This is a genomic window from Amycolatopsis sp. NPDC043889 (assembly GCF_056435645.1).
In genome coordinates this window covers 46,628-64,648 of sequence record NZ_JBWKEC010000018.1, presented here as the reverse complement: position 1 = coordinate 64,648, position 18,021 = coordinate 46,628, and the positions used below count along the sequence as shown (strand labels likewise).

12 protein-coding genes are annotated in these 18,021 nt (G+C 67.7%); 3 read left to right on the top strand and 9 right to left on the bottom strand.

The annotated features are described in order from the left end of the window. Positions 1 to 6: 6 nt before the first annotated feature. The 9 genes from AC0685_RS28240 to AC0685_RS28200 all read right to left on the bottom strand — a co-directional run bounded on the left by AC0685_RS28240 (position 7) and on the right by AC0685_RS28200 (position 15,111). A complete protein-coding gene (locus AC0685_RS28240; RefSeq protein WP_478228297.1) occupies positions 7 to 2,973 on the bottom strand; it encodes an AfsR/SARP family transcriptional regulator in 2,967 nt (988 codons plus the stop codon). Between the two features lie 364 nt (positions 2,974 to 3,337). Continuing rightward, positions 3,338 to 4,510: a pyridoxal-phosphate dependent enzyme gene (locus AC0685_RS28235; RefSeq protein WP_478228296.1), complete on the bottom strand. Its 1,173-nt coding sequence runs from the start codon at positions 4,508 to 4,510 to the stop codon at positions 3,338 to 3,340. Between the two features lie 22 nt (positions 4,511 to 4,532). Further along, entirely contained in the window at positions 4,533 to 5,519 is a 987-nt protein-coding gene (gene sbnA, locus AC0685_RS28230; protein ID WP_478228295.1) for a 2,3-diaminopropionate biosynthesis protein SbnA, read from the bottom strand. 38 nt (positions 5,520 to 5,557) lie between these two features. Then, entirely contained in the window at positions 5,558 to 6,607 is a 1,050-nt protein-coding gene (gene sbnB, locus AC0685_RS28225) for a 2,3-diaminopropionate biosynthesis protein SbnB (RefSeq protein WP_478228294.1), read from the bottom strand. Positions 6,608 to 6,639: 32 nt separating this feature from the next. After that, complete coding sequence (locus AC0685_RS28220) at positions 6,640 to 7,647, bottom strand: TauD/TfdA family dioxygenase (protein ID WP_478228293.1); 1,008 nt, start codon at positions 7,645 to 7,647, stop codon at positions 6,640 to 6,642. 12 nt (positions 7,648 to 7,659) lie between these two features. Next, a complete protein-coding gene (locus AC0685_RS28215) occupies positions 7,660 to 10,179 on the bottom strand; it encodes a non-ribosomal peptide synthetase (protein ID WP_478228292.1) in 2,520 nt (839 codons plus the stop codon). 35 nt (positions 10,180 to 10,214) lie between these two features. Beyond that, entirely contained in the window at positions 10,215 to 12,737 is a 2,523-nt protein-coding gene (locus tag AC0685_RS28210; RefSeq protein WP_478228291.1) for a Pls/PosA family non-ribosomal peptide synthetase, read from the bottom strand. Between the two features lie 802 nt (positions 12,738 to 13,539). Beyond that, complete coding sequence (locus AC0685_RS28205) at positions 13,540 to 14,022, bottom strand: MgtC/SapB family protein (protein ID WP_478228290.1); 483 nt, start codon at positions 14,020 to 14,022, stop codon at positions 13,540 to 13,542. A gap of 135 nt (positions 14,023 to 14,157) precedes the next feature. Continuing rightward, entirely contained in the window at positions 14,158 to 15,111 is a 954-nt protein-coding gene (locus tag AC0685_RS28200) for a LysR family transcriptional regulator (protein WP_478228289.1), read from the bottom strand. Between the two features lie 144 nt (positions 15,112 to 15,255). Between AC0685_RS28200 and AC0685_RS28195 the strand changes: the two genes are divergently transcribed. The 3 genes from AC0685_RS28195 to AC0685_RS28185 all read left to right on the top strand — a co-directional run bounded on the left by AC0685_RS28195 (position 15,256) and on the right by AC0685_RS28185 (position 17,233). After that, positions 15,256 to 16,674: an MFS transporter gene (locus AC0685_RS28195; protein ID WP_478228367.1), complete on the top strand. Its 1,419-nt coding sequence runs from the start codon at positions 15,256 to 15,258 to the stop codon at positions 16,672 to 16,674. 12 nt (positions 16,675 to 16,686) lie between these two features. After that, the gene (locus AC0685_RS28190; protein WP_478228288.1) at positions 16,687 to 16,818 is read left to right on the top strand and encodes a hypothetical protein; all 132 of its coding nucleotides are present in this window, start codon (positions 16,687 to 16,689) and stop codon (positions 16,816 to 16,818) included. Positions 16,819 to 16,885: 67 nt separating this feature from the next. Then, positions 16,886 to 17,233, top strand: coding sequence for a darcynin family protein (locus AC0685_RS28185; RefSeq protein ID WP_478228287.1), 348 nt, complete (start codon positions 16,886 to 16,888; stop codon positions 17,231 to 17,233). Positions 17,234 to 18,021: the final 788 nt, after the last annotated feature.

The following is an 18,021-nucleotide window of genomic DNA, read 5'->3' as shown; positions in this document are numbered from 1 at the left end:
TGCCTGTCACGGCAGGTCGGATGCATGAACCGCGAGAATCCGACGGACTACTTCGCTCGGCGGGTCGTCTGCAGGGTGGCGAGGGCGTTTGTCGGCGGCTTTGAGCGCGGCCTGTGTTCGTTGGCAGAGGGGAAGTTCGCAGGTGGGGATGGGGCTGTTGATCTCCCTGCGCAAGGTTCCGGCCTCGTCCAGCAAGCCGGCCGTCTCTTCCCAGCGGTGCTGTTCACAAGCGATCGCGGCCATCGCCTCGAGCACGCTGGCCATCCGCCACCGGTCGCCTAGTTTGCGGTGCAGGGTAAGGCTTCGTTCAAGGAGCGTGCGGGCTTCCGCCGAGCCGGTCGCGTGGTGTACCAGGCCGAGCAGGTTCAGCGTCCAGGCGATTCCTTCCAGGAATCCGTTGTGCTCGGAAACCGTGTGTGCCTTGGCGAGCAGCTGGAGCGCCTGCGTGTTGTCGCCTCGGTAATGCGCTACCGCGCCGAGATGGATGACCGCGCTGGCGGTCGACTCCGCGTCGCCCAGTTCCTCGGAACGGCGCAGACTTTCCTGCGCCCACGCGACGGCTGAGTCGAAGTCGCCGCGCAGCCATGCGGTGAAGGCGCACAGCTGCAGGGCTCGCGCGATCCCTGGAGCGTCGTCGATGGCTTGGAAGGTCTCCAGAGCGGACCGGTGGTACTCCAGGGCCTGCTGGTAGCTGGCATGTTCCCGGCAGATCGAGCCGAGTAGCAGACGAGTGCTGGCAACGCCGTGCACGTCACCGAGCGACTGGTACAAGTCCAGGTTCTGCTCGGCCAGCTGTGCGGCAGCGTCGTAGTCGCACTGAAGGAAGGTGAGGGTGACCGCCCCGGCGATTGCCTTCGCCCGCAGCGCGGAGGGGGCCTGCCCATCATGATCCAGAGCGCCCGCCAGCCACTTCCGGCCATCCCCGTAGTGTCCGCGCAGCCGGCAGTACCGCGACAGTGAGCCGGCCAGTCGCAAGACCGGTGCGGGATCGGGATGCGCCATTGTCCAAGTGATGGCAGCTCGAAAGTTCTCGTGCTCGGCGGTCAGCCGGTCCAGCCACTCCACGGCACTCACACCGTCGAGGTGTTCTTCCGCCCGTTCGGCCAGTGCCAGGTGGAATTCGGCGTGTCGTCGCCGCGCGCCGGCCAGTTCGTTCCCCACCAGCTGGACGGCGGCGAACTGGTGGATGGTGTCCAGCAGGTGGTAACGCGCGGCGCCGACTTCCTTGGCCACCAATGACTTCTCTACCAATCGGCCAAGCAGGGCGGCAGCATCGTCGCCGTGCGGCCATAGTGCCGTGACGGCGGATAGCCCGAAACTCCCGGCGAACACGGCAAGCCGCCGGAACAGTGCGCGTTCGTCGGGATTGAGCAGGTCGTAGCTCCACTTGATGGTCCTGTGCAGTGCCCGATGCTGGGGACGTGCGACCTGGCTGCCGGACAAGAGCGTGTGAAAGCGGTCGTCCAGGTGTTCGGCGATCTGCCGGATCGGCAGCGCCGCCGCGCGGGCCGCCGCCAGCTCGAGAGCGAGTGGCAGCCCGTCCAAGCGTGCACAGATCAAGGCCATCTCGTGTGCGGTAGCCCCGTCCGTGCCGATCTGGGCTCCAGCGTCCTGTGCCCGATCGAGGAACAGCCGGACCGCGTCGTAGCGGAGAAGATCTCGGTGGGAATGCGGGGCGCCGGGGTCCGGGGTTGCCAGGGGCCGCAGAGCGTGGATCGTTTCACCCGGCACATGCAGCGGCTCTCGGCTCGTTGCCAAGACCCGTAACTCAGGACAGCTGGGGAGCACCGCACAGGCTAGCTGCGCGCAGGCGTCGATGAGATGCTCGCAGTTGTCGAGTACCAGAAGGAGCGCTTGATCTGCCAGGTGGTCGACCAGGCTGTCGATGATACTGCGACCGCCCTGCTCACTCAGACCGAGAGCGTCGGCGATCGCCTGCGGTACGAGGTCGGATTCGGCCAGTGGGGCTAGATCTACGAAGCAGACAGGTTGGGCGTGCTGCGCCGCTATGGCCACGGCCAGCCGCGTCTTTCCACAGCCTCCGGGGCCGGTGACGGTGACCAGACGCCGCCGTGCGAGAGACCGCCGCAGCGTCGACATGTCTGCCTCCCGGCCGACAAGGCGAGTGAGCGGCACTGGCAAGCGCCCTCTGAAGCGGTGGCCGGTCACGGTCACTTCCGGAGCAACCGGCTGATCGAGCGAGGGGTCGGCGGTGAGTATGGCTGTTTCGAGCCGGCGTAGCTTCGGGCCTGGTTCGATTCCCAGTTCGTCGATCAATGTGGCGCGGGCGCGTTGGTAGGTGGACAAGGCATCGGCTTGACGGCCCGAGCGGTACAGGGCAAGGATCAGCTGTTCCCACAACTGTTCCCGGAACGGGTGCTGGATGACGAGGAATTCCAGTTCGCCGACTGCGGTGATGTGTTCGCCGAGGGCGAGGCGGGCACTGATCAGGTCCTCTGTGGCGGCAAGTCTGGCCTCGTTGAGCCGGGTTGTCTCGGCACGCCGCCATTCGCCGGGACGGCAGTCGGTCAATGCCTCGCCACGCCACATCTTCAACGCGGCCTGCAGCGACTCGGTTGCCGCTTTGAGGTCTCCTGCGGCCAACGCGTTTCGCCCTTGCGCAGAGAGAGTTTCGAAGCGGATGGCGTCCACCGCGTCCGCGGGTGCGCGCAGTACGTAGCCGGAATCCCGGGTGGCGATCAGATCCGGGAGACCGGCCTCACGAAGCCACCGGCGCAGGTGAGCCAGGTGGCTGTGCAGGGTTTTCGGGGCGGCTGGTGGTCCCGCGTCAGCCCACAACGCGTCGATGAGCGCCCCACGGGTCACCGTCTTGTCCGGCGGCGATGCCAGACGGGCGATCAAGGTGCGTTGTCCCCCGCCGTGCAACTCCACCACGCCGCCGGGCCCGAGTACCTCCACCGGCCCCAACAGATGGATCTTCACATTTTCCGGCATTCCCACCCCCACCTGCATCCCCCATCCGCAGGTCAGACACGGATCCGAGAATCATCGATGCTATCCGCTCCGCCGGGAAAGCAAGGGTTTGAACAAGGCCAAAAGCGTCATTTTCGCAAATCGGACAATCGGCTGTCATCGCCCAATGCCTGGATCATCGAAACCCGCCGAGCGAGACCTGGCGGTTTCACTGGATCTCCCCGACGTGACAATGCGGAGCTGAGCGTCCAGGTCGATGCGTGCGAGCTGGAGCCAGGCAAGACGACGTTTCGTGGGGCAGGCCATCACCAACACCGGCACCGGGCGTCACCTCTCCGAGTACGGCCGGGAAACGCGGTCGTGCAATCCACTGGATGACCTGGTGCTTACCGAGGGCACATCTTCATGGGGAAGGAATCGGGTCCGCCAGAGCCCGCTCGACCTCGTCGAGTCTTTCGACGACCGCCACCCGGCCCGGGTAGGCCGTCGCCCCACCCGCTTTCACCTCCCGGCCGGTGACCAGCAGAACCACGGTTTCCAACGGGTCCACCAGACCGCGTTCGACGGCACTTTCCAGCCCGGCCAGGGCCGCGGCCCCGGCTGGTTCGGCACCCACGCCTGCCCGGCCGGCCAAGATCGCGACCGCGTTCAGCAGGGCGTCATCGGTGACCGCCACCATTTCTCCGCCGCCTCGGCTTACCGCGTCCAGCACGGCATCACCGATGGCCGGGTGTACCACCGCGATGCCGTCGGCGACCGTGGCTGCGGGCTCCAGCTCCGTCTGCCCGGCGGGCGTGCCGAACCAGGCTCGCACCAACGGCTGACAGCGCTCGGCCTGTACCCCGATCAGACGTGGTTGGCGCGCTGCGAGGCCGCAGCTGACGAGTTCGGCGAAGCCCTTGTCGAGCGCCACCAACGTGGGGCCGTCGCCGACCGGGACGATCATCACGTCCGGAACCCGGCGTTCGAGTTGTTCCCACACCTCGAACGCCACCGTCTTCTTCGCCTCGATGGTGAACGGGTTGGCGCCGGTGTTGCGGTCGAGCCAGCCGAACGTGCGGGCGGCGGCCCGGGAGAGCTCGACAGCGGCCGCATAGCCTTCGCGCACCTGAAAGACCTGTGCACCGGCCTGCGTCATGAGCGCGAGCTTCCCCGGACGGCAGTCGGTGGACACGAAGATGACTGCCCGCATTCCGGCTGCCGCGGCACCGAAGGCGGTGGCCACAGCCGCGTTGCCGGTGGAGGCTGTCGTGATCGTATCCACTCCGCGCCGCAGCCCGTCTTCGATCACGAGCGCGGTGGCACGGTCCTTGTTGGACGCGCTCGGATTACGCGTCTCATCCTTGATCCATAGCTGCGGCATGCCCAACTCCCGTCTCAGAGCCGGTGCGGGCAAGAGCGGCGTGCCGCCGACCGGCAGCGGGTACCGCACCGGATCATCGGGAACCGGCAGCAGCTTCCGGTATCGCCACATGGTGAACGAACCCGGCCGCCCCCGCGACATCAGCGCGGGGCTGTAGTCGTATTGCAGCCATTCACATCCCGCCAGGTCGGCCGACCCGGTCACGCTGCCCACGTCGTAACCACCCCTCTGTGTGTCAGACTGCCCGGGAACCGGCGGGCAGCTCGTCGGCGCCGAGCACATCCTCGCCGTAAAGATCCCGCAGCCAGTTGGTCTGGTAGACGGTGTCGAGGTAGCGCTCGCCGAGGTCCGGGGCGATGGCCACAGCGGTGAGTTCACGCGCGCCGCGCCGGGCCAGCCAGTCCATCGCGCCGCTGACCACTGTGCCGGTGGAGCCGCCGAACAGGAATCCGCTTCCGGCCAACCGATGGCAGGCACGGACGGTGTCCGCCTCCTCGACACGTACCACATCGTCCACATAGGACTCGTCGAGTAATGGTGGACGGACGCTTGTGCCCAGGCCGGGAATCATCCTGCGGCCCGGCGGACCGCCGAAGGTCACCGAGCCGGCGCTGTCCACCGCGACGACCCGCACCGGCCGGTGCCACTCGCAGAAGTAGCGTGCGCAGCCCATCAGGGTCCCCGTGGTCCCGGCCCCGACGAACAGCACGTCCAGCTGCGGGAACGCGGCCGCGATCGCCGGGGCGGTCCTGCGGTAGTGCGCCTCCCAGTTGCCCGGATTGGCGTACTGGTTGAGCCATACGTACCGGTCGTCGGAGGCGCACAGCGCACGGACGTGGTCGATCCGTGCGCCGAGAAAGCCGCCGACGGCGTCCGGTTCGGTGATGACGTGCACCTGGCTGCCCAACGCCTCCATCAGCCGCCTGGTCGACAGGTTGCAGCGGGAGTCGGTCACGCACAGGAACCGGTAGCCCTTGCTCGCCGCGATCATGCTCAGCGCCACGCCCAGGTTCCCGGACGAAGACTCGACCAGGATCGACCCCGGCATCAGGACTCCGTCCCGCTCGGCGGCCGCCACCATCTCGGTGGCGGCCTTCAGCTTGATCGAGCCGGCGAAGTTGAACCCTTCACACTTCAGGAAGAGCGAGTGCCCGAAGATCGACCGAAGGTCGACGTAGAGCTCGTCTTCGTTGAAGTCCTGGGGAACGGATATGACCGGCACCTTTGCCCCCTTCATTTGTGTGGCAGCTACTCGGCCGCTCATCCGTACCGGCGCAGCTCGTAAAAGAAGTCGTCGACGACCTGCAACTCGCGGGAGCGGACCACTTCCTCGTAGACGTACTTGCCCACCGCGAGATCGAGCACTCCGAGGCCGAAGGGCGAGAACACCACCGGCCGGCCGGCCGGCACCGTCACCCGCCCGGAGATCACGTCGTCCAGCGTGCCGTGCAGGAAGTCCCGGTCGCCCGTGAGCTGTTCGGCCAGATGTGGCGAGGTATCGGCTTTCAGGCAGTGCTCGATGTCGTCGACGATGTTGGTCGAGGCGAGCACGATCTCCGGCGCGAGGTCGCGTAGCGACACGTGCAGCACCAACGGATTATGTTCGAACCACGCCGGTTCGCTGACATGCGGCTGACCTGCGACGGTGGCGAAGACCACCAGGTCGGCCGACCGGATCAACTGCTCGGCGTCCTCGTGCACGATGATCCGGCCGCCGGTGCCCGACCGCTCCAGGTAGCCACGGAAGCCTGCCGCGCTGTCGGCGGACAGGTCGTGCACGCCGATCTCGGCGAAGGACCAGCCTGTGCCGGCCAGGAAGGTGTGGATGTAACGGGCGATCAGGCCCGCCCCGAAGAACCCGACGCGCATCGGGCGTCGCCGGCCGCGGGACAGCCAGTCGGCCGCCGACGCCGCCAGCGCGGCCGTCCTGGTGGCGCTGATGATCGAGCTTTCCAGGCAGGCGAACGGGTAGCCGGTGTCGTGGTCGTTGAGGATCAGCACGGCCGAGGCCCTCGGGATGCCGGCCTCCACGTTCTCCGGGAAGCTGGAGATCCACTTCAGGCCGGCCACCCGCACCTGCCCGCCGATCGCGGCGGGCAGCGCGATGATCCTGGAGGACGGACGGTCGGGGAAACGCAGGAAGTAGGACGGCGGGTTCACCGAATCACCGGCGCTGTGCAGCCGATAGGCGGCCTCGACCAACTCCACGATCAGGTTTTCACGCCCCCGCAGCGCATGCTGGACCTGGGCGCCGGAGATCACCGCGAACGATGGCACGGTGATCGGTTCGGTGGCGATCGGTTCGGACATTGCGGGCTCCGTTGCGGTGGAACGGATTGTGGTCATCTTGTGGTCACCTCCACGGTTGGCGAGCAGTCGGCCAGGCGCACCGGGTCGGCCATCGCGACGAGCACTTCGCGCGGTCCCTCGTAGGGGTCTCTGCTGTGCGCGGTACGGATGTTGTCGACGAGCATCAGGTCGCCGGCCTGCCACGGCTCGCGTGCGGTGGTGGCCTCGTAGACCTTGTTGATCAGTCGGATGACGTCCTCGCCGATCGCGTCACCGTTGCCGAAGCGGGTGTTGAACGGCAGGGCGTCGGCGCCATGAACGTCCACCAGGTACTCGCGCACCTCCGGGTCCAGGGTCCACTCGTTGAGGAACGCGATCTGGTTGAACCAGCAGCGTCGGCCGGTGACCGGATGACGCACCACGGCGCTGCGGCGCTGCCTGGTGCGCAGTCCACCACCGGGTTGCCACTCGAAGTCGATCGCGTTGGCACGGCAGTAGCTCTCGACGGCGCCACGGTCCTCGGTGCCGAAGGCTGCGGCGACCGACGCCCCCATCTCGTCGTTGTAGGTGCGGGTGAGCAGCCAGCCCTCCCGCTCGAACCGCTCGACCACCTCGCCGGGCAGCGCCTCCAGCACACTCGGCGAGTCGGCCACCCCAATGGCTCCGCCGACGGTGGGCGCGCGGAGACAGGCGAACAGCATCAGGCTGGGGAACTCAAGCGTGTAACTCAGTTCGTGGTGCATGCACATCGGCTGGTTCGCAGGCCACGTCGATGACGAGTACACGCCACCGAAGTAGGTCTTCCGGGATGCGAAGGCCTCCCTCTCGGTCATCAGACCGGTGGGCACCATGACTCGGAAGACGGCACCGATCTCGGCCGCGTCGCACAGCCCGAGACCGCGGAGGAGGACCGAACCGTGCTCGGCGACGACGGCACGCAGCGCGTCCGAGTGCTCGGCCGCCCAGCTCAGTGCGTCGCCGTTGGCATCGATCCGCAGTATCGGAGGTGTGCCGGGCCGCAAGTCCACGTCGAGCTGTGACGCCCGGAATGAGGACGACATCTCGGTTTCCTTTCAGTTGCCACTCGGGGAAGAAGTCAGCAATTCGACGGCGCTCCGCTCGGACCTGTCGTCGAGGATCGCGGCCAGATCGGTGAGGATCGGATGCCGGGTGACGTCGGTGAGGGACACCGCACGGTCCAGGGCGATCACCAGCCGCACTGCCGACAGCGACGTGCCACCCCGGTCGAAGAAGTGGTCCCGCCGTCCGATCTGGCCGGCCGGGATCCCGAGCACCGTCGCCCACGCGGCCGCCAGCCGAACTTCGGCCGGTGTCCCCGGCGCCTGGAAGTCTTTCTTCGTGACGTCGTGGGCGTCGAGTTCTGCGGCGAGCGCCGTCAGCGTTCTCCTGTCGATCTTGCCGTTGGCGGTCAGCGGCAGACCTTCCCTCCAATGGAAGGCCGACGGGACCATGTACTCGGGCAGCGACTCACCCAGCCGGTCCCGTATGACACCGGCCTCGAGTGGCCGCCGACCGGAGTAGAAGGCCACCAGACGCTTGCTCTGGTCGGGCCCCTCGGCGACCACTACGGCACTGTCACGGACTTCGGCCACCCGCGACAAGGCGTTCTCGATCTCGCCGATCTCGATCCGGAAGCCACGGATCTTGACCTGGTTGTCCCGGCGGCCGAGGAACTCGAGCTTGCCCTCCGGCTGCCAGCGGCCGTAGTCGCCGCTCCGGCAGATCCGCTGACCCTCGCGGTGCGGATCGACCGTGAAGACCAGTCGGGTGCGCTCGGGGTCGTTGATGTACCCGCGGCCGACGCAGACCCCGGAGAAGACGATCACGCCGGGGGCGCCCAGCGGCACCGGTGACAGGTTCTCGTCGACGACGTAGACGTGCACGTTGTCGATGGGGCGGCCGAGCGGGACCCGTTCGCCGGCCGGTACCCGGTCCATGACCTCGTGGACGGCGTCGTCCGAGGTCTCCGTCAGCCCGTACGTGTTGACCAGCTTGATCTTGGGCTGGGCCGCGAACCAGCGCTCTACGAGCTCCTTCTTCACGAAGTCGCCGGTGGGCGACACCGTATGCAGGTCCGGCAGTTCGCGGGGGTGCTGCTCCAGATAGGACAGGACGACGTCGAGATATGACGGCACGACCTGGAGCACGGCGGCCCGGCCGTCGGCGATCGTGTCGACGAACCGCTCGATGTCCAGGATCACCTCCTGCTCGACCAGCAGGGTCCGCCCACCGACCAGCAGCGCGGCGACCAGCTGCCACACCGAGATGTCGAAGCACTGCGGTCCGGTCTGGGGGATCACCTCGCCCTCGCGGATCTCCAGGTCGGCGATCTTGGCGTAGATGTGGTTGAGCATGCCCACGTGCTCACACATCGCGCCCTTGGGTTCTCCGGTGGAGCCCGAGGTGAACAGGATGTAGGCGAGCTGGTCCGGCGCGACGTCGATGCCGAGATTCCCGTCGGCATGGTCCTCCTGGTAGGCCGCGTCGACGCTGAGGATCCCGATTCCGGGCAGGGTGTCGAGGGCCGCGTCGAGCGTGGTGGTGCTGCCGCGTTCGGTCAGCACGAGCCCGCACTCGGCGCGGGCGAGCGCGGTCGCGATGCGATCGGCCGGGAAATGCGGCTCCAGGGGCAGGTACACGCCACCGGCCTTGAATATCGCGAGGACGGCGGCCATCCAGTCCAGGTTGCGTTCCATCACCACCGCGACGACGCCTTCGCGGCGCAGGCCCCGCGCCATCAGGGTTCGTCCCAGCCGGTTGGCGCGGGCGTTGAGCTCCCGGTAGGTCCACTGCCGGCCGCCGTGCACGGCCGCGACGGCATCCGGGTGTGCCTCCACTCGCTGCTCGAACAGCTCGTGTACCCGCCTGTCCGGCAGCTCCCGGCGAAGTCCGGCGAGTCCGTTGAGCTGGAGGTCGAGTTCCTCGGCGGACAGCAGGCTCTGCCGCCCGTGCACGGCATCCGGATCGGCGGCGATCAGCGCGAGCGCGGTGCGGTGATAGCCGGCGATCCTGGTGGCACAGCCGGCGTCGATGACGTCGGTCCGGTAGCGCAACACGAGCTGGCCGCTGTGCCGCGAGATCCCCAACCACAGCACGGTGTTCTCGGCCAGGTCTTGATCGTCACCGGCCGGATCGAGCACGGTCGAGAACGGCGGTTCGGTCAGGCCCAGCTCGCGCCCGAGATCATCGACCGGGAAATCCTTGTGCGACAGAAGTTCCGACTCGGCTCGATAAGTGTCCAGGAGCAACGCCCGCCACGAGCTCGGTTCGGTCGTCAGCCGGCAGGGCAACGGCCGGCCGCCCGCCACGGCGACGTAGCCGGTCGTGACCTCTCGCTCGCCGGACAGCGCGGCGAGCACCTTGGCGTGCGCGGCCAGCAGCACCGAACTGAGCGACACCGCCAGCTCGTCCGCGAGCCGCCACAACGTCGCCATCTCCTCGCCGGGGAGCGGCACCTCGCGCTCGGCGACGCCCGGCACCGGATCGGTGGTCCACCGTGGGATCGCGGTGAACCCGCCCGTGACGAGCACACTCCGCCAGAATTCCCGGCCTGTTTCCGCTGGCGTTTCCATCAGACCTTTCACCTCCGCTCCCGCTTCGCGCGGTGCTATTTCTCGTCAACCAGAACGGTGTCGACGTCGGCGTTCCGGCGAACCAGCGGGTCGGCCGAGTTGTCCGGCATCTCCCGGGCCGGGTTTCCGCCCCACCGTGCGCGCTGTGGCATTTCCTCGCCCTTCATGAGGAAGGAGTCGGGGGCCAGCACCGCGCCGTCGCCCATCGTCACGCCGTAGTGGACGAGTGCGCCGGTCCCGATGGTGCAGCCGGAACCGATCGTGGTGCGGTCGGACTTGAGGGCGAAGTCCTCCAGTGAGTGGCACTGGATCGAACTTCCCGCGTTGAGCGTGCAGTCGTCGCCGATCGTCACCAGGTCCTTTTCCGCCATGGTGCAGCCGTCGTCGAAGAGCCTCTTGCCGAGCCGGACACCCAGCAGCCGCCAGGCCACGTTCTTGAGCGGGGTGCCGTTGAGCGCCATGTGCATGTGCCCGGTCATCTTCAGAAAACGTTCCCGCCGCCAGCAATCAACCTGGTAGATCGAGCAGGATGTCGGCCGCGTGCCCCGGAATCCCGTAGCGGCACGTTCGACCAGCGTGAAGTAGAGCACGCCGAACAGCAGGGAAAAGATGAGGGACAACGCGATCGCCGGCGCTCCCCACGAGCCGTAGAGGTCCGTGGCCCAGAAACCGATCAGGGCGAGCACGAAGGCGTAGAACCACCGCGACAGCAGGAGCCAGCCAATGGTGCGGGCGTTGTGCTTGTTCTTGGCCGCGAGACGGCGTGGCAGCTCGGGTCCGGTGGCCAGATGGTGGAACCTGCTGTCCCGCTCGACCGTACGCGGGATCTCGAAGCTGGGCGAGCCCAGCAGACCGACACCTTCCCGGACCTCTCCGTCGATCGGGACCATGACCTTCGTCGCGAGCAGGCAGTTGTCACCGGTCCTGCCCTGCGAGGGATAGACGATTTCGTTGCCCAGGAAGTTGCGTGGCCCGATCGAGGTTCGCGACACCTGGAAGGACGAGCCGGAGAAGTCGGCATTGACGATCGACAGTCCGTCGGCGATCACCGTGCCGCTGCCGACTGAGACCAGATAGGGGGTCTCATGCTTCACTTTCTTGCCGAAGTTCGCCCCGGTCTGCACGACCGGAGTGAGGCGATACCCGAGCCGGCGCAGATAGCCGACGATGTAGGAACTGTCCCCGAGCAACTTGATGAAGAACGTCCAGTTGGTCAGGCGCGCGATCGTCCGATGGACGGCGTAGTGGAATCCGTACAGGCGGTAGACCTTGTCCGGTTCGATGGCGAGGTTGAGCATGCGCGGGACGGTCACGACGACGAGGAGGCCGACGAGCGCGGAGCCGAAGAACAGCACGAAGGAGGTCACCAGCGCTGCGCCGTAGAACCTCCAGTTCGTGAAGGCCGACGGCCCTGGCTCGAGCAGCATGGCGAGCACCGGGGACTTGGCGAACAGGAGATCCACGCCGCCGAACGCCAGCGGAGCGTAGAAGAACAGCACGCTCACCAGTTGCAGGACGGTGTAGGCGGCCCTTCTCCCGGTGCCGCAGCCGGCCGGTTCGACCCCCAGGTAGTACGCTCCGGTCGGCTGCGCCGGGGACCCGTGCCAGCGCTCGCCGCCGGGCACGGCCTGCCCGGCGTGCAGCGAGGAGGTATGGCCGAGCTGGGCCCCATCGCCGAGCGAGGTCTCGATGTCGAGCACCGCCTTCTCGCCGACGAAAACGTCCTTCCCGAGGGTGACCGCGCCCGTCTGGATCTCGCCGGCGCAGGCCCGGTAGCAGGTAAGGTACGTGTCCTTGCGGATGACCGTGCCGTCGCCGATGGTGAGCAGGTCGGTGCACACCGGCGCATGCCGGGAGAAGATCACGGCACCGCGCCCGACTCTCGCACCCAGCGCCCTCAGATAGAGCACGTAGAGCGGCGAACCGGCGAACAGGACCAGCGGGTTCAGCGTGACCAACGTCTTGACCACCCAGAAGCGGACGTAGGCCAGGCTCCAGATGCGGATCCGCTGGTGCCGCCACCGGCCGATGAGCACCCATTTCGCCAAGATCGGGAGAGCGCACACGCCAACGAAACCCGCGACGCCGGCCAGCGCCATCCGCAGGTAGTCATCGAGCAGGCTGCCATCCCCAGCGGAAATCCAGTCGACGCCTTGCTCGACGGCGAGCGCGGCAAGGTAGGCGTACCCGAGCAGGATCAGAACCTGCAGCGTTCCGCAGAGGACGTACTGCCGTGCGCTGACCGGCGTCGCCACCTCGATGGCCGCCTGGGCCGGCTCGACCGGGGTATCGCTCGATGGCGCGAGCGCCGTCGCCAGGCTTCTGATCGTGGGATGCTGGTAGATGTCCTTTATGGACACTGATGGCAGGTCCCCGTGCTTCCTGACCCGGGCACAGAACCGGGCCATCACCATCGAGTCGGCGCCGAGGTCGTCGAAGAAGTGGCTGTCGACCGACACCCGTTCGACGCGCACGACACCGGCCAGCACCTCGGCGAGAATCCCTTCGGTGCCGGTCGTCGCGTCGGCGCGATCGACGGCCCGATGATCCACTGGCATGTCGTCTCCTTTGAGCAGTACATCGAGAGATGACCGTGCGGGGTTATGACGGACACGCCGGGATCCCGCGCGGGGTGGCTTCCGCGGGCGGGCCGCGCCTCACATTACAAGCGTTAGCGCGCCAAGGGAGGAGCCATTGGAAGCCTTGTCGTCGTACAGAACTTTTTGGTTCGTTCTGGTGACCACTAGAGCGCCTGGCGATTGCGGCGCGCTTGCGGCTGCCGCAGCCGTAGCGCAACCCTGCCTCAACTCGATACCGGGTAAATGGCCCTACGGATCGCGCACGCCTCGTTCGCCAAGGCCCTCACCGCGCCGTGGTGGCCGGCTCTGGCAGAAGCGGCGCGACGATCGGGCTATTGAGGGGTAAGCCAAATGTGCCAGGTCCGTGAAGGCCTCCTTTCCTACTCTCAAGGTAGGAAAGGAGGCCTTCACGGACCTACCGGCTTGAGGCTTCCGGTGAGTGGTCGGTCCAGGTGGTCGTGAGTGGCGATTCGGGCTCTATAACTGCAACGGCAGTTCGGTGAGTGGGTAGCCGCGTCGTTTGTAGTGGCTGAGGCGGGCTTGGTGTTGTCGTCGTCGGCGGAATCGTGACCCGTGCCAGATGTGTTCGGCGGTGTCGGAGACACGCAGGATGAGTTTGGTGAGCAGGCGTCGGATCTCCGGTAGCGTGAACGCGATCATGCCTGGTTCGTCGACACCGATTCCCGTTTTATGGCAAGGGATCTGGTGACGGCGAGCCAGGCGTGCGCGAGCATCGAGAGTGTGATGCGGGCGTACCAGGCTCGGTCACGCCACATTTGACTTACCCCTCAACAGAACCGTCCCTACCACTCACGAGGTCGTCTTCCCGGTGCTCCGGGCGGCGGTCGACGACGCGGCCGAGCGGGCGCAACAGCACGTTGACCCCGACGATCACCACGGTCCCGGCGAGCGCGACGACGTAAAGCCCCGCTCCCGCAAGGGAGCCGACGGCCGCCGAGCACCACAGCGTGGCCGCCGTGTTGAGCCCGCGCACGTTCAGCCCGTCCCGTAGGATCACCCCGGCGCCGAGGAAACCGATACCGGAGACGATCTGGGCCGCGACACGCGTCGGGTCGGCGTCGCCGCTGGTGCTCAGCCCGCCGAAACCGTGGGCGGACAACAGGACGAAGAGGGTCGCGCCGACGGCGACGAGGGCGTTGGTGCGGAGTCCGGCCATCCGGGCGCGGTACTGGCGCTCGATGCCGATGACGGCGCCGAGGCCGACGCCGGTGCCGACCCTGAGCAGCATTTCGAAGGTGTTCATGATTCCGGCTCTTTTCTGGCGTGCGTACACAAAGCCAGACAGAGAAAGGAGACCGGAGAAGGTCAGCGCACCGCGCACACGGGTGAACGGCGACCATGTCCGGTCGGTCCAGAACTGTCTTCCGGCATGTGCCGCTCACCTCGCTTCCGTACTCGATCGGTGTTGATCAACCTTCGGGACTGTACCACCGGACGAGCCGAGCGCGGCGTGGATCGTGTCACGCAGCCAGCGCTGGGCGGGGTCGGCGTCGAGTCGCGCGTGCCAGAGCTGGCAGACCTCGATGGGCGGGAGTTCCGCGGGGACCGGGAACCAGCGGATTCCGAGCGACCGGCCGTACTGCTCGGCGAGCCGTTGGGGCGCCAGCCCGATGTAGTCGCTCGACGCGACCAGGAACGCGGCGACGGCGGAGGTGGGGACGACCGCCGCGACCCGGCGCTGGAGACCGGCCGCCTCGAGCACGTCGTCGAGCGGTCCCCTGCCCCGCCCTCGCCGTGAGGCGGAAACGTGCGGATACCGGCAAAGCTGTCTCAACGTCGGGCGGCGCACACCGCCGAGCGGGCCGTCCGCCCTGACGATCGCGACCACTCGTTCGTGGTACAGCAGCGTCGAACGGATGTCAGGCGCGGCGATGTCGCCCGCGCCGATGTCCAGGTCCACCGAACCGTCTCGCAGGGCCTCGGTGCTTTCGCTGCCTTCGGCGACGAAACGCAGGACGACGCCAGGCGCGACCGCGGCGGTCGCCTCGGCGGCGGCCGTCACCAATGTGGCGGCGACACCGTCGTTGATGCGGATGGTGAAGGTCCGTTCGAGGTCGCCGATCGCCAGCTCGCGGTCGGCGCTGATCAGGGCCGACGCCTCGTCGAGCAGGGACCGCACCCGCGGGGCCGTCCGGAGCGCGAACGGCGTCGGCACCATCCCGCGGCCGGCACGCACCAGGATCGGGTCGCCCATCGCCCGCCGCAACCGGCCCAGCGCCCGGCTGGCCGCGGGGATCGACAGGTGCAGCCGTTCGGCCGCCGCCGTCACGCTGCCCTCTCGCAGCAACGCGTCGAACACGCGCAAGAGGTTGAGGTCCAGCTGATCGGCCATTGTTGCATCGTATGCAACTTTGGGTTGTGAAAGTTGCGTGGCACGAAGAATGCGCTGGCCCATAGCGTCGTGGACATGCCACTCCGACTTCAAGTCCGCGACGCTCCCGAAGCCGCAACGGACCGGCGCGGCCTGCTGACCGCCATGTGCGCCTGTGTCGTGCTCGTGGTCGGGATGGTCGCCGCGATCAACCTCGCCGTCCCGATGCTGGCCGCGAGCGAGCTTCACCCGTCCGCGTCGGCACTGATCTGGATCGTCGACACCTACGTCATCTTCTTCGCCTGTCTCGTGATCCCCGGCGGAGCGGCGGGCGACCGCTTCGGCCGCAAGGGTGTCCTGCTCGCCGGCCTGGCACTGTTCGCCCTCGGTGCGCTGCTGTCGGCGCTCGCGCCCACCGTGCCTTTCCTGCTGGCGGGCCGGGCGATCACGGGGATCGGGGCCGCCGCGGTGCTGCCCAACACCCTCGCCGTCCTGCTGCACGCCGTCCCCGCCGAACGCAAGGGCGTGACCATCGCGACCTGGGCCTCGATGACCGGGATCGGCGGTGTCCTGGGGAACGTCGGTGGCGGAGCGGTGCTGACAGGAGGATCGTGGCGATGGCTGTTCGCGGCCGCCGTCCCGCTCTCCCTGGTGCTCCTCGCGCTGGCCGCCCGGATCGCGCCGGTGTCCCCGCGGCACGACCGGCCGCTCAGTCCGCTCGGCGCTGTCCTGCTCGTCGGCGCGTCGTTCGCGTTGCTGCTCGGCATCGTCGAAGGCCCTGAAGCGGGTTGGGGCAGCCCGATCGTTCTGTCCGGGTTCGCCGGTGCGGTCGCGCTCTTCGCCGTGTGGACGTTCGTGGAACTGAAGGCCGAGCACCCCCTGCTCGATCCCCGGTTGCTTCGCGTGCCCGCGCTGCGCAGTGCCTGCCTCGGCATGACCGCGATCTTCTTCGGGATGTTCGCGCTGTTCTACGTCAACGCGTCCTTCCTCCAATACGGCAAGGGTTTCAGTGTGCTGCTGACCGGGCTCGGGATCATCCCGCTGACCGTCCCGGTCATCCTCGGCGCGCGGCACGTCGGCAAACTCGTCCGGCGCGCCGGCGCCGACACCACTGTCGCCATCGCCTTCGTCTTCTGCGGCTGCGGCCTCGTCGGACTGTCCACAAGCGACTCTTCGACTCCGTACCCGGTCTACGCGGCCTGGCTCGTGGTGACCGGGATCGGTGTCACGCTGGCCCTTCCGACGCTTTCCGCCGCGATCTCCGGTTCGCTGCCTCCCGCCCAGGCCGGTGTCGGTGCCGGGCTGCAGGCCACCACCCGGGAATTCGGCAGCGCGCTCGGTGTCGCGGTCATCGGCACCGTCCTCACCGGACGGTTCGTCGCCGCGCTGCCGTCCGACGTCCGCGCGGACCACGATCCGCACACCGTGGCGCAGGCGCTGGCAACCGTCCCCGGCCGCTCTCCCGAAGTGATCTCCGCGTTCGTCACCGGCGCGAGCACGGCCCTCCGGGTGATCGGCGTCAGCGTGCTCGTCCTCGGGGCGCTCGTCGTCCTGCAATCAAGGCTTTCCCGTAACCCCGAGTAGAAGGAGCTTCCCATGCAGGTATTCGTCACCAGGGCGACCGGCTGGATCGGCTCGGCCGTCCCGGATCCGCCGCGACGACCTGGACGATCTCGACGGCCTCCGCTCGGGCACGACTGGGCGCGCACCCGAGAACTCCTCAAGTGAACCCCGTACGCAGCCCGTGGCCGAGGACATCGAAACCGGCGCCTACGCCTGACCGAAAGGAAACACCATGTCCGAAGTGGCCGCGTTCATGCTGGTGAAGACCACGCCGGAATGGCTCGGCCTCACCGTCGAGCAACGGGTGGAGGCCTTCAAGACCGAGATCCTCCCGGTGACCGAAAGCAAGGTGAAAGGTGTCCGGTCCCGGTTCTTCGACACGGAGTTCTACTCCGCGCGCGTGACCGACGGGTGGGTATGGGAAGCGGAGGACCATCACTCGTACCAGTTGCTCATCGAGGCACTGCGTGAGACGCCCTTCTGGGACCGGTACTTCGAGGTCGTCGACCTCCTGGTCGGGGTCGAGAACGCGTACGCGGCGAACTACGGTCTCGACGCCTGCGCGAGCGTCAACGTCTGAAGCCGGTGGGCGCGTCTCGCCGGTAACCCACCAGAAGACGGCCCCCGCACCGTCGAGGACCGCGGCGGCGACCCGCCGCATCAGAGCCCGATCCCCAGTGCATACGACCTGCCGGTAGCCGAGCAGGAGTTCCCGGCAGGTCTCCGGATCGGCCTCTCGAAGCCGTCGCGGGAGCCATTTGCCGTGGGATCGCCATTGTCCCCCGGCCAGGAGGATCAGCTCGGCCACCGCGGTCAACAGCCGATCGGCGATGAAGATCAGTTCGTCGGGATCATCGGCCCCGTCAAGATCGTCCAGGAGGTCGGTGAGCAGATAACGATGGTCCTCCAGGTCGGTCGCGGACAACGGCGGAGGCCCGGCGCGCAGTCGCGCCCGGGCTTCCGCCCGGGTCCGATGCCCGAAGCCGTCGCGGTCGAGGAGAACGACACCTCCACCGCACATGTGCAGGAGAGGCGAGCGGCGGTTCGCCGTCTCCTGATCGGCGAAGCGCTCGTACGACTCGGGGGTGTGGCAGAAAAGTTCCACCGGCACGCCGTCGTGTTCGGTCGTTTCGCGGTACGGCGCGGGTGGGCCGTCGAGGATCACGACGATGTCGAGATCCGAGCTCGCGGTACACCATCCGGTGATCGCGCTTCCGCCCAGAATCGCGGCCCTCGCACCGGGAAAGCGACTCTCGACCACCTCGCGGGCGATTCGGACCGGATCCATCCGTCCAGCATGCCTCAGCCTCGTCGGCCGGTGGGTGAGCCAGGCGCACCGGCGGCCGCGACCACGCCGAAGCCGGTGCC